Source organism: Blautia wexlerae (genome assembly GCF_013300825.1).
GTDB lineage: Bacteria > Bacillota > Clostridia > Lachnospirales > Lachnospiraceae > Blautia_A > Blautia_A wexlerae_B.
This window is the reverse complement of sequence record NZ_JAAIMY010000009.1, coordinates 55,843-69,339: the sequence shown is the minus strand read 5'-3', so window position 1 is coordinate 69,339 and position 13,497 is coordinate 55,843. Positions and strand designations below refer to the sequence as shown.

Below are 13,497 nucleotides of genomic sequence, written 5' to 3'. Positions count from 1 at the left end.
GTTTGATAGACATACTCTTAATATCATTTTAATTTATCTTCCAAAAAAGCGGTTAACTCATTTACTTCCAGACTTTCTGATCTGAATAAATAATCTACAATAATAGCGACTAAATCAGATTCTGTTTTTCTAATCTGTCGTAATTCATGATTCAATGTCTCATACAACATTTTCCCATTATTTATTTTTTCAGAATCCTTATATTGGTTTGTTTTTTCTTTGACAAAATAATCTTTAATAATCGCATCTAAAGATTTTCCCTGAAATAAATAATCATTTAATTCTCTAAACAAAACTGTATCAATATTCTTAGTTAATTTATCCATTAAATATTTTTCTAAGCTTTTAATTGGCAAATAATTAGGTTCAATAGAAAATCCTATATGTTCATTTCTTAAAAATCCAGGGACACTGTCTTTTATATCTCTATCCAATATTATTAGTATTTTAGTAGTACTTAAGGCTAAATTAGATCTTATCGTATCATATGCGAAACGCAATACTTGAGTCCATCCCCCCACTGCAATTACTAACACACGTTTATTAGAAAGCAATCTTTTTTCTCTTAATATTCTTTCAACCATAATTCGTGCCAAATCATCTTCGACCATAATTATATAATCATGTCCATAATTTGAAGACTCAAGATTTCTTGTTGCATATACCGGATAACAAGGATTAATAGATTCTATACTCCCGTTAACATGTCGTTGAAGATAAAATATATGTTCTGGTGTAATACTTCTTATCAATTCTATTGAATGTGTTGAAAATAATACTACTGTATTGTTTTTTTCTGCAATATCCCTCAGAAAAAATACCAATCTTCTTAATGCGGATGAATGCAAAGCTAACTCTATTTCATCAAGGAACATAAACGCTGGTGTTTTTCCATAAACATCTTTTTTCAAGCGTGTTTCAATAGAACTAAGTATAGTTAATAATAAATTCTCACCAGTAGACATATTTAACTGACTTATTAAGGCCCCTTTATTTTCATAATAATAAGGTGTTCTTCTTAAATTCATCTTTTTAGCGATTCCATATTTTAGCACATATAATTCTTTATAATATGTCTCATCATCATGAAGAATATTTCCCAAACTTTTTTTCACAAAATCTGAAGCTGCCTCTAAATCTGATTTTTCAACAGAAGCTAATTTTCCTAACAAGGAATAATCAATATCTTTAAACCTGTTTCCAAACACAATACTTCCTTCGTAAAATCCGGTAATTCCAAGAAATTCTGTTTTAGCCGGAGATTGCCAGCGTCCATCCTTTTCCCTTACGCTTCTACTCTTTCCATCAAATTTAAATTCAATAAAAGCCCCTTCTCTAGGATTTCCAAAATAATCATAAAATGATGGTACATAAAAGGCTGCTGCAGCACACGAAATAACAGTACTTTTTCCTGAACCGTTCTCCCCCGTCAACGCATATAGTCCCTTTTGGGTAGGTATTTCAAATTCAAAATCATCAATATTTTTTACATTATGTATTTTTACACTAATTCCCATCTTTTCTCCTCATTAATCCAATATTTTATCAGTTACAATTCATATAATATGGTAAATCAATCATACTATCTTAGCTTTAAGTTGTTGTTTTCGATAGTAAGTTTTTAATGGTAGTTGTTTTGACTTTGTTCAGACGTATATTGTGCAAACAAACCCGAAATTTTATCTGAATTTCCAAGGTACTCCCCTACTAAAAACAATCGAAAACTTTTCCATCTTACTTGAAATTTATGTGATTGTTTTAATCTAATCACTACATATTAACTTTAATGCAATTCCATATGTATCTAGTAAATACGCTTGCGCACTACACAATATCTGATGCATGTCATCCGTAATTTGATTTTTAGAAACTCCTGGTTGAACAATATAGATATCTAAAGTAGATTTTACAAATTTAAGTTTATTTCTCAAATATGCTATTTTTTTCAAGTCTCCTTTCTCGAATCTACTAACTCCTTTTTCCTTTAATCGTTTACTTTCACGATATTTCATTCTATCAAGTACATTAGTCATGTCGCATTTCCACAAAACAGATTTTTCTGCCTGTCCACATACTTCATATAAATCAGATACTCTACCACCTGGTTTTTCTCCATGCGCATATTTGCAATGATAAAATTCGAAATGAATTTCATCTTTCATTTCTTTAATTGCCACAATATCAGCTATTTCACCTGAAGCATCATCATCAAATACAACATCGTAATCGTATTTTAATAATTGTTGTATTGTAAAATACTGTATTGATTTTATATCTTTTGTAATACCCTGCGATTCTTTATGAATATCTATATCATCCCATTTCCATTGAATAATCTGTTCATCTAAAAACTTAAAGTTTTTGTTATTTTTTATTGTAATATATATATTTCCCTGTAAAGACGATTGATCCACAAACTTAATTTCTGGTGGATTTTCTCTAAAAAAATCAGTTAAACCTACTTTTTTTGTTTTTATACAAAAATTTACTTCTTCACCTTTATTCTTAGATATTGTCCATCCATTTTCATCAATAATCAATTCATACTCCGTCTTGAAACCCTCACCCTTGACATAGAACTTTATATTTTCAAATTCTTTTACATTTATTAGACCTATTTCCAAATCAAATATAGAAGCAACTTTATATGCTGTCTCCACATATATTCCTTTCTCACAGCAAATATCAAGTTCATTTGGCCAATCTATTCTATATGGATGTATTTGCGGTCGCTTTTTGATTATCTCAGGAGTTAATACTCCTTTTAAAATATCTGTTATATTAATATTTGTATTGCATATTTTATCAAAATTCATGTTGCACCAATCTTTCCATATATCTATTGGTTCAACTAATCTTCCCCATACTGTTCCCTTATAAGAACATCCTATACTGGTTTTTCCTGCTCCATTATATCCTCTTCCAAATAAATTTGATTTATAACAATTTCCCTTTTGTGATTCAGAAATAGCCTCAGCGATATCTATTCCGGTAAACATTTTATAACGAATCGGTCCATCTATCGCAGAATTTAATCCCACATTCGCTAACATCAATCTATTAATTCCATATAAACATTTAAAAATCTCTTCTCCACTAATTCTTTGCACATTACTAAATAAGGTTTCTGCAAATTTATTAAAAATTGATTTATTTGTAGAGTTTATAAAAAGAACCTTTTTTCTTTTATTCCAATAAGCAATATGCAAATTCCAATTCAAATTATTAATTTCTTGATAATTTGCCCACTCTATATGACTTTCTTCTGGCTCTACAACAATAAAAATTTTTTCTTCTTCATTGATATAATATTTACACAAATCCTCATTGAAAAGCGTATTCCAATGTTTCCAATTCCAATCCTCATCGTCCGTTTTAAATGCAACCATACTAAGGGCTGGTCGCAACTGTTTTATGTTTATCGACTCTATGCCATTTCCCTTGAATCCATTTGCTAATTTCTGTAGTGATATTTCCTTACCAATACTTGAATCCGACAATTTACTAAGTAAATAATTCCAATCAGAATCTTGCGCATAAAGATCTGCCAAAGCATTTTGGATATCCTCGTTTGCCAAATTTGTAATTACAGTTGCATTACCTAATCCCTTTTTACTACGTGCAAAACGTCCTATAAATTGCAATGTAATTGGCAAAGATTTATATTTATCATGAATAGCAGCTATTTTCAAATTTGGAATATCTATTCCTTCTCCAAACATATCTACACATACCACAATTTTAGATTCTCCATTTTTCAGCAAAGATATATTCTTATCTTTATCTCTTTTAGACATATTTCCCACAATCAAAACAGGATTGTATTCCTGAAATTCTTTTAAATATATTTGCTCATAGAGTTGTTTGGCCCTCTCAACGGTTTTCGCTCTTACAAGAACTATATGCTCATATCCTTTCAATAAATCATCTTTTAATTGATTTACTGCTGCAAACGCTATCGAAACATCACCTAGTTCATCATCATATTCTATAATAGGTTTAAAATCTATCTTTTGAAAATATCCTTGTTTTTGAGCTTTAGACAACGGAAAATTATAGATAATATTACCATCCATTTTCCTTCCATCATTTCTAAATGGTGTTGCCGTAAACTGAAGAATTCTCTTTTTTCTAAAATATGATTTAATTTGATTCCATCTTGTTGCTTCAATATGATGAGCCTCATCTACAACCATCACATCACATATATCACTTAGCAAACTCATATATTCATCTCTAAATCTGCTCACAAGAGAAGCAGTCGAAACTATTATATTAGCTGCATATAAAGCTTTCTCCAATTCTTTTGTACTTTGTGGTAATGATTTCAAAAGTAGCACATTGGGAAATTTGGCACATTGATTGATTACACCTATTTCTTTTAAAATTCCTAATTTACAACAAGACGATACTGTTTGTTTTCTAAGCAAATCAGAAGGAACCAAAATGAAAGTTTTTTTAATTTGTTCAGCAACAATTGTAGTTATCATTGTCTCGGTTTTTCCCGTACCAGTAGGCATAACTATGGTTGAAACCTCATCACTTATAATCCAATGTGCTCGTATTGCAAATATTGCGCCTAATTGTGCTTTTCTAAGTCCCTTTCGTCCTTTCGTCAAATCTTCCATCGTATAATCAACTACATTATCCCAGGAATCTACAATTTGTTCACATGTATATGTTTTCTTATTAACGTCCTCAAAATAGTTCAAAATATTTTTTCCTATTTTTTTACTCGCAAACATATTCACATCTCCTTTACATCAAACAATCCCATCATCATCTAATAGCAATGTAAATTTTTTCACTAATGTAAACCAATTTGTCTCTTTTTATATACATAATCTTCTGTTTCCATACGCATCTCTCCATCACTGTAAAAGACCTGTCATTTGTTCTTTATATCGTCTCTGATAATAATCCATTGCCCTATATTCAATTACATCTTTCATCTGCTCTGCTAATACTGGATTCTTTATGATTTCTTTCATTTCATTCCTTAATGTCAGCGCTGAATCTTCCTTTTTCACAAAAAATCCTTTTCCTGATTTCACTAAGAAGTTCACTGGCATCTTAATAATCCTTTTAATATGATCTTTATCCGAAATTTTGCAATATCTCTCATATGTAATCCCTGTATCCAGATCTTTCCAGTTCGTTCCTGTAGAGAAGAATTCTTTCCAACTTGCCAAAAGTTCTGTTTCTGTCACTTCCATTCTTACATCACCATGATTATAGAAAGCCATCAGTACTGGCATTTTGTATACCTTGGTCATATTGGTGTTTTCCAGCAGTTTTATAAATTCTTTTCCTATTCCCTGGAAGAAAGTTTTTTGTTCATCTGTAAGTTCATTTAATTCATTCAGATATTCCAGATACTTGTTAAATGGATTCTCACTTGAACGTGCAATTGCCTTCTGATAAACGTCATCATCCATATATGTAAATAAGTCCATTCTGGATGGCTGTCTGCCGAGTAATTCTTTTACTCTGAAATATTCTTTTTTTATCTGATCTTTAAGTGATTGTTGTTTCTTGTCCATTTCTGCAAACAAATCAATTAATTTCATATCAAAATCAACAAAACAATCATCCGGATAATCTGTTTTATCTGCTGGAGAATAGGTTTGTTTCTCTGCTTTACTTTTTCCTGTCAGTAAGTATCTGACTCTTCCTGCCTTTTCGTAATTGCCGATGAAGTCCAGGACATTGAGATATTCTTTTCCTTTACTTCTCCGCAATCCTCTTCCAAGTTGCTGCAGGAATACTATTGGAGATTCCGTCGGACGGAGAAACATTACCATATCTACAGAGGGAATATCTACGCCTTCGTTGAACATATCCACCGAAAAGACGACTTTGATTTTTCCACTTTCCAATTTCTCAATTGCTTCTGTTCTGTCCATGGAGAATTCTCCATTTGCATTACTGTAAACTGCTGCTGATGGGATTCCTCTTCTGCTGAATTCCTTTGCCATTTCTTCTGCATGTTTTCTGGAACAGCAGAAGCCTAATGCCTGTTTTGAACCATATTTACAGTAATATTTGTAAATCAGATCATGTCTGTAAGCGTTTCCTATGTATGTTTTGTTCAGTTCTTCTTCCACATATTTTCCTCTGACTATATGCAGTTTGGTATAGTCTGTCTCGTCGTAGATTCCATAATAGTGAAATGGAACCAGCATTCCTTTATTGATGCCATCTTTTAATGAAATCTCATAGGGCACATTATAATCGCAGATTTCATATATATTTTTGCCATCCATTCTTTCAGGTGTTGCTGTCAGTCCGAGAAGAAATTGGGGTTTAAAGTATTCTACGATTTTTCTATACTGATTATTGACTGCATGATGAAATTCATCAATCACTACGTAGTCGAAATAATCCGGTGCAAAATATTTTTCATTCAGGTATTCTGATTTTCCGAGAGTTGCTACAGAAGCAAAGATAACGGATTTATCTGTGCATTTCTCATCTCCTGTAAAGAATCCATAAGCCTCAGAATTTCTTACATTTCTAAAAGAATCTGCTGCCTGTTTCAGGATTTCTTCTCTGTGTGCAACAAACAAAACCTTTTCATATGATTTGGAATCAAATGCCGCCAGATAAGTTTTTCCGATACCCGTTGCAGCATGGATGAGCGCTTTCTTTGCTCCTTCTGCTCTTGTATCTTCCAATGCACAGAGTGCTTCAATCTGTGCCCCTCTTGGTTCATACATTGTTTTAATTTTAGTATCTTCTGTATCCTGTTCAAAGTCATATTTGTCAAGATCTTTTGCAACTGCAGGACGATGCCAGTTCTGGGAATATCTCTTTAATTCTTTATCATCGATTATGATGGAATGGTTTTCAAACAAGTCTTCAAATGTATAAAAAAATTCAGCATAGTTTTCTGGATCTTTTTTGCTGCTAAAACGGTAGTTCCATTCTATTCCTGAAGTCAGTGCACTTCTTGAAATATTGGACGATCCAATGTAAAGTTCACTATGGTCTGCATAATGGAATATGTAAGACTTTGGATGAAAAGAACGGCCTTTTTCGCAGTAAAATCTAAGATCAACTCTGTCACCGAGTTTTCTTTTAATCAGATATAGTGCAGACGGCTGGGTTATTCCGAGATAATTTCCTGTCAGGATTCGGATTTTGGCTCCGCGTTTCAGGGTGTTTTCCAGTTCCTGAAGAAGCATTTTTACTCCTGATTCCATAAGGAATGAAACAATGATATCAACGCTTTCTGCTTTCTTCATACTCTGGATTAACTGATAATATAATTGTCTTCTTTTATCAGGTCCGCCGGTCATGGCATCTGTGGAATATTCATTTTCATATCCGATGTTCATTTTTTCTGCATAATTAAGTTCAGCCATTTTTTCTCACCTCTTCCCGGTCGGACATCTCCTGTGATCCAGTGTTCTTCTATTTGCAGATTGTGTATCTCCTGTACAAAATCCGCAAATGTGTCTATTGTAAAATCTGTAAAGTATCGTCCGTTTCGCTCTCCCTCATACTCTCCATATTTGAAAGAAGTATAAATCCGTCCACCAGGTTTCAACGCTGTGAGCATTTTCTTGAAAACCTCTTTTAGTTCTTTTTTCGGTAAATGAAGAATGGAAGCACAAGCCCATATGCCGTCGTATTTCTCATTCACTTTCAGTTCCTGAAACAGCATCTGTCTAACTTTGATTCCAGTATGTTTACTCGCAATCTGGCATAACTGTTCGGAACCGTCTATTGCCTCTACCAGATAGCCTTGGTCCAAAAAATATTTCGTGTCCCTTCCTGCGCCGCAACCAAAATCGAGTATATATGCTCCCGGATTAAGCTTTTGCAAAAATTTGTCCTGCATTTCTGTAAACTCTACGGAAACAGTTCCAGACGCAAAGGACTGTGCATTTTCGTTATAGTAATTTAAAGTCTTATTCATTATTTTTATCCAATTTCCAAATGTCTCTTCAGACATTATTTCTCTTTTATATTCTTTACTGCCTAAGTCATCTGATAAAGCTAACTACTTTACGTCATATTATACAATTTTTCGACATAAACGGCAACAATTTTCATTCGACATTACCTATTATATTCAATTCACTGTAATACAAAAAGAGACATACCTTCTACCTCTGATATGTCCCTTTCTTTCTAAGCAATTTTTGTTACTTTATTATTCAGTTTTAATATTTACGCTTCCGCGTCCATCTCCGCCTTAATCTCATCCTCGCAGTCTGCCATTGCCTGCAGTGTCATAGTGAGCAGCTTCTGCAGTTCCCAGCCGAGTTGTTCGGCGCCTCGCTCGATGACTTCTCTGGAGCATCCTGCTGCGAAGCCTTTGCTTTTGTATTTCTTCTTGAGGGATTTGAGTTCCATGTCTTTTGTGCTTTTGGATGGTCTCATAAGTGCTGCTGCCCAGATAAGTCCTGTAAGTTCGTCCGCCGCAAAGAGTACTTTTTCCATTTCGTGTTCCGGTGCTACGTCAATGGTTGCACCACATCCTACTGTGATACCGTAGCCGTGGGATACAACTGAATGGATTACGTCTTCACCTACGCCTGCTTCGCGGAGCATTTCCGGAGCCTTCAGACAGTGTTCTTCCGGATATAACTCAAAGTCAATGTCATGGAGGAGTCCTACAATTCCCCAGTATTCTGCATCTTCGCCATAACCAAGCTCATTGGCGTACCATTTCATTACTGCTTCTACAGTCAGGGCATGCTGAATGTGGAATGAATCCTTGTTGTATTTCTTTAATAATGTAAATGCCTCGTCTCGTGTAATTGTCTTCATTTGTCACTCCTCATATCTGAATTGTCAGGTGGATAAAATCATCTGCTTTACTGCTTGTTTATAACTGAATAACTGCTCTGCAGTTTATCTGTCAATCTGAATCTGGCATACTTCCATTGCTTTCAGTGCATTCTCATGGCTTTCCGGTGTTACGCCTGCGCAGTATTTAGCGTCTACGATAATCGGAACTTCCGGGAGAGATGCTTTTGCCAGAAGTGCATTGGAAATAACACAGATGTCTGTGCATAAACCTACGAATGTGATACTTTCGATTTCATCATCCTCATTCATTGCCACCAGGTCTCCTGCAAGATCTGTGGAACCAAAGGTTTCTTTATCAATGGGTTCTGTTTTTCTGAGTGCATCTAATTCGCTTCGGATCTGCCATCCTTCGGTGTCACGGATACAGTGCGGTACAGGAAGCTTCTTTCCTTCCTGGGTGTCAAGATAGTAAGTCTCATGGGTGTCTCTGGTAAAAAGAACAACTCCATCAAAATTTTCGATTTTCTCTTTTACACCAGGTACAATGGCAACTGCCTCTTTTGTTCCAAGAGCTCCGTCGATGAAGTCATTCTGCATGTCTACAACTACTAATACTTTCTGCATATTTCCTTCCCTTTCGTTCTTTCTGCACATTTTTTCAGACAGTGCTATAAAATCTCTGGAAACGTATGCTGTTATTATTTGTTATTACTATACAACGACAAAGTGTTTTTGTACAGGCAAAAGTGCCTGTTTTACTATAGCAATTCCATAAAATATCAATCATCTATTTTGTAGTATATTTCTCAAATCTATACTTTTGTTTAATATCCGGATATTTGTCTCTGTCTACTTCACTCATAAACATATCATAGGGTCTGGCGCAGATTTTGAAAGGTGCGTAGAGCGCCTGGTAAATCATCAGTTTTTCACCATTTTCTGTGTGATGGGCTACTGCAAGGACTTTATAGAGATATTCGGAAGTATCCGGGGATACCCATTCTCTTTTGAAATGCTGTACAATGTCGCCTGCATGAATATCGTGTTCCGGTGTTTCCAAAGTGTTTTCATTTTCCGCACTGTCAGGTTCTTCCGGTTCTGTGTTGAGTTCCATATATTCTTCTTTATCAAGGGAAACCGGGATTCCGGAGCGACCATTGATGTGGACACCACCATACCAGGTACCTGTGACCTCACAAATATCGCCTACTTCGTATTCCATGCTACAGTCATTATTTTTCTTTATGATTCTGATCTTTGCCATTTTATCATCTCCTAGCATATAGTTCTTATTTCATGCAACCAGAAAAACACTCTAACACGTTAGATTATATTCTCCAGCAAGTTCTTCATTTAAAACAACCACCTCAACACCCCATATTTTTCTGACCTTAAGCAATCTGGCTCTTAATTCTGCCAATGGCCCGGCTAGCCACGTAATATCTTCTGCGTTTTTTACAACCAGAATAAATTTTAATTTTACATCTTTCATATTGCTTACCGATTGAAGATTGTCTCCTATCTCTGACGTATCCTGATATCTGTTCATAATTGCCGCCAGATATATCTGCAAAGATGATATAAACTTCTCAGTTATTGAACCATAATATTCTTCGAATTTCAGTTCTTTTTCCTTCGATTCATATCTATTCGCCACATTTGGACAACTTTTCTTTGCTTCCAGAAACACTATATTATTTCCATTATATTTCAGGATAAACTCCACTGTTGGGATTCCATCTCCAAGTTTTTTATAAATTTCAGATGTCTCAATATGAAATAAATCTTTTTCATCATATTTTCCAAAATTCATTCCTGATTCTGGTATAACGCTCACTTTAATGCCACCCCGATTTCTTCTCGATACAACTGACGGAATGTATCCATAATTGCATTATGTTCCAACAATTCAAATTCCGGTGCTATCTCACATAATACTTTGTTGTTTTCATTTTTATATAAGGAAATGTACTGCAGTTTACTGTCCTGTCTCCGCTTTACTTCAATATATTTAGATAAAAAATAGTCATGTGTAGAAACAAAAATCTGTACACCTTCTGTCTCCAGCATGATCAATAATTCAGCCAGCACCGGAATATATTTCGGATTGATATTTGCTTCTGGCTCGTCCCAAAACAAAACGGATCCCTTCTCCAGTGTCCCGTTTTTTATCAACTGCCATAAAAGAGCAATTTTACGTAATCCTTCTGCTACCAAATTAAATTCTAACTTTGCCTGTGTACCAGGTTTTAAATAAAAACGATCCTCATGCAATGTTACTTTCCCATTACTGATTTTCTGTAAAATATCCAGATATTTTTTCCTTACAGTTGAATCCACTCCTCTGGAAATATCAATTTTGGCAGCCGCAATAATATCCAGATACGTATCATCAAATTCCACATTTCCCATTTTTACTGCAGCATCCAGATTCCAGGCATTTGATAAAATCTCTTTTGCCGGAATAAATACGCTTGTGAGATCAGACATCTGCTTTTCCCATTTTTCTTCTGAATTAATCTCTGCATCCCATTTTCGTGTCTTGGTTGAAAATGTCATTCCTATTTTGGCAGTATCAGATTCCACAGAAACCATGGCTTTATTGCTTCCACTCTTTCCTCTGTTTACCAGACGTCCAATTCCAGACTGATCAGGACGAAATAACATTGTTGTTTTCTGCGAAAAAGACACATCATGTTTAGAAGCCTGACATGCTGCATAGGCTAATTTCATAATATGAGTCTTTCCCACACCATTTTCACCAACTAATACATTTAATCCTTCACAAAAAGGAATCTTTATATCTTCAAATACTGTAAAATTCTCTGCTGCAATCTTTGTTAATGGCATTTCCATCACCTCAATATTTCCATTTTTATAAATCAGTTCATTATATCTGTTGCACGACAATATAATATAAAGTAACTTCTATAATAATTTTATATTATAACACATATAAATATGTCAAACAGCTATTTTCTTCAATATAATATTGTAAAATCTGAAAGCTTGTAAAAGGCTATAACTATCACTTCCAGCTCTTCCAGATCTCCGGCTGATATCCTACTGTCGCCTGTTTTCCGTTTCTTACCACAGGGACTTTGATGATGCTCTGGTTTTCGAGAATTTTCTCTGCCTTGTCTTCCTCTGCGATATAAGTGATCAATGCCAGCAGGTCTTTATCCTTGCAGTCAGTATCTATCAGTTTATCATAACCGCCAATTGGCTGGCAGACAGACTGGAATTCTCCTTTACTTAATCCTTTTTCTTTCATATCTATAAACTGATATTTAATTCCCCGTTCTTTGAAATAGCGTTCTGCTTTCTTGCTGTCAAAGTTTTTCTTTGTACCAAAAATCTGTATATTCATAGTCTAATGCTTTCTCCCATTTTTTTAAGAATTATTGTTCCTGCTATATTTTCTCTTTTCCTGCCTGTTCACTTTAAATTTCCATCCATTTCACAGTTTTTTCAAATTCTCACCACATATTTCTCACATTTCCTGGTTATATTATTACTTGTACAGAGCAAAGAGTAATTGCAAATAAAACTTTTTCTTTTTCATACTTTTGCCGGGAATCAATAAGGTTCCCGGCCTCCTTCTTTTATTCCGTTATTTTTTGTTCCATTAGATTTTCTTTTTAATATGGTTATAGATATTCAGTCCTTTTGTCTGTCCGTATTTGGAAATGATAGATCTGTAAATCTGCTGCTTTCTGTTTTTGTCTTCTGCATTTTTCTCCACAGTTGTAGAAACATAGTTTACTACTTCCTTTGGCATGCCTGCCTTGTCGAGAACCAATACTAATTCCTGCTGTAATTTCTTTGTTCCGGCTTTCATGTCAATTATTTTTTGTTTTGGCTTTTTTGTATTCTGCTTCTCTGATTGTTTGGCAGACTGTTTTTCTGGTTGTTCATCCAACTGTTTTTCTGGTTTCTGACCGGATTGTTCGGTCATCTGTCCGTCTTTTTCTTTACCGGTCTGTTTTTTTACTTGTTTCCTTGTATGCACCTGTTTTCCGGAAATCTTTTCGTTTCTGGAGACTTTCACATTTTTTTCTGTTCTCCAGAACTCTATAATATGGTCAAATCCTGTATCCTTGCTGATCACAACAATTTTACATTCTTCATCCTGACCTGTGCACTCTTTTCCTATCAGATATCCCAGATAAGATCCCAGATGCATATCTGCTGACTGATTTCCTGTCGGTACTTTATGTGTGATCAGTTTTGACTCTCCGTGATCATTGATAATATCAAGGTCTATTTTTCTGCTGTTGTCTGTATAAAAAAGATGGATAATATCTGTTTCCCTTAATTTACCACATCCTTTGAAGCCTTCGCTTCCTACATTTTCATAATCAATTAAATAATAAGTTTTGATAATCTTCATCCTCTCTTTATTTTTCTCTGCTGTATAATACTCTGTCATTTTTCAGCCGGATAATTCTTTCCTATTTTAACATGCATCTTTCTTCGGCACAACCACATAGTGGCAACTCTCCTGGTTAGTATTTCCTAGTTGTCTTTCCTGCCTGTTCCAGTCAGACAGAATATTATCATATCCACGAATAGTATTCCCATATTGCCACTATAATAAATTTACATACCTTTTGTGAAAAATGACGGTTTTTTCATCAAATTTGAGTTGATAAATCTTTAACAAATTTCAAAAAAAGGCAAAAATCCTGTTGATTTTAAGCGTTAAATATGTATAATAGTAAAAGAGAAGCG

Annotated in this window: 11 protein-coding genes; all 11 read right to left on the bottom strand. The window is 34.4% G+C overall.

All coding sequences use genetic code 11. The features are described from left to right. Positions 1–23 precede the first annotated feature (23 nt). Positions 24–1,517, bottom strand: a complete 1,494-nt coding sequence (locus tag G4417_RS06670) for an AAA family ATPase (protein ID WP_173683045.1) — start codon at positions 1,515–1,517, stop codon at positions 24–26. A 246-nt stretch (positions 1,518–1,763) separates the two neighbouring features. Further along, on the bottom strand, positions 1,764–4,745 hold the full coding sequence (locus G4417_RS06665) for a DEAD/DEAH box helicase (protein ID WP_173683044.1): 2,982 nt from the start codon (positions 4,743–4,745) through the stop codon (positions 1,764–1,766). 126 nt (positions 4,746–4,871) lie between these two features. Next, positions 4,872–7,367 carry a DEAD/DEAH box helicase family protein gene (locus G4417_RS06660; RefSeq protein ID WP_173683043.1) on the bottom strand — a complete coding sequence of 832 codons (2,496 nt, stop codon included), beginning with the start codon at positions 7,365–7,367 and terminating at the stop codon, positions 4,872–4,874. Next, positions 7,337–7,924 carry a class I SAM-dependent methyltransferase gene (locus tag G4417_RS06655; protein ID WP_173683042.1) on the bottom strand — a complete coding sequence of 196 codons (588 nt, stop codon included), beginning with the start codon at positions 7,922–7,924 and terminating at the stop codon, positions 7,337–7,339. Before G4417_RS06655 ends, G4417_RS06660 begins: the two co-directional genes overlap by 31 nt. Before the next feature lie 254 nt (positions 7,925–8,178). Next, the gene (locus G4417_RS06650) at positions 8,179–8,781 is read right to left on the bottom strand and encodes an HDIG domain-containing metalloprotein (RefSeq protein WP_173683041.1); all 603 of its coding nucleotides are present in this window, start codon (positions 8,779–8,781) and stop codon (positions 8,179–8,181) included. A gap of 84 nt (positions 8,782–8,865) precedes the next feature. Continuing rightward, positions 8,866–9,387, bottom strand: coding sequence for a cysteine hydrolase family protein (locus tag G4417_RS06645; protein ID WP_173683040.1), 522 nt, complete (start codon positions 9,385–9,387; stop codon positions 8,866–8,868). Positions 9,388–9,550: 163 nt separating this feature from the next. Further along, complete coding sequence (locus tag G4417_RS06640) at positions 9,551–10,027, bottom strand: DUF1653 domain-containing protein (RefSeq protein WP_022381391.1); 477 nt, start codon at positions 10,025–10,027, stop codon at positions 9,551–9,553. 51 nt (positions 10,028–10,078) lie between these two features. Continuing rightward, positions 10,079–10,600, bottom strand: coding sequence for a hypothetical protein (locus tag G4417_RS06635; RefSeq protein ID WP_173683039.1), 522 nt, complete (start codon positions 10,598–10,600; stop codon positions 10,079–10,081). Further along, positions 10,597–11,613: an AAA family ATPase gene (locus G4417_RS06630; RefSeq protein ID WP_020994060.1), complete on the bottom strand. Its 1,017-nt coding sequence runs from the start codon at positions 11,611–11,613 to the stop codon at positions 10,597–10,599. Before G4417_RS06630 ends, G4417_RS06635 begins: the two co-directional genes overlap by 4 nt. A 178-nt stretch (positions 11,614–11,791) precedes the next feature. After that, positions 11,792–12,133, bottom strand: coding sequence for an arsenate reductase family protein (locus G4417_RS06625; RefSeq protein ID WP_173683038.1), 342 nt, complete (start codon positions 12,131–12,133; stop codon positions 11,792–11,794). A 258-nt stretch (positions 12,134–12,391) separates the two neighbouring features. Then, positions 12,392–13,195, bottom strand: a complete 804-nt coding sequence (locus G4417_RS06620; RefSeq protein WP_243872083.1) for a PIN domain-containing protein — start codon at positions 13,193–13,195, stop codon at positions 12,392–12,394. Between the last annotated feature and the right edge of the window lie 302 nt (positions 13,196–13,497).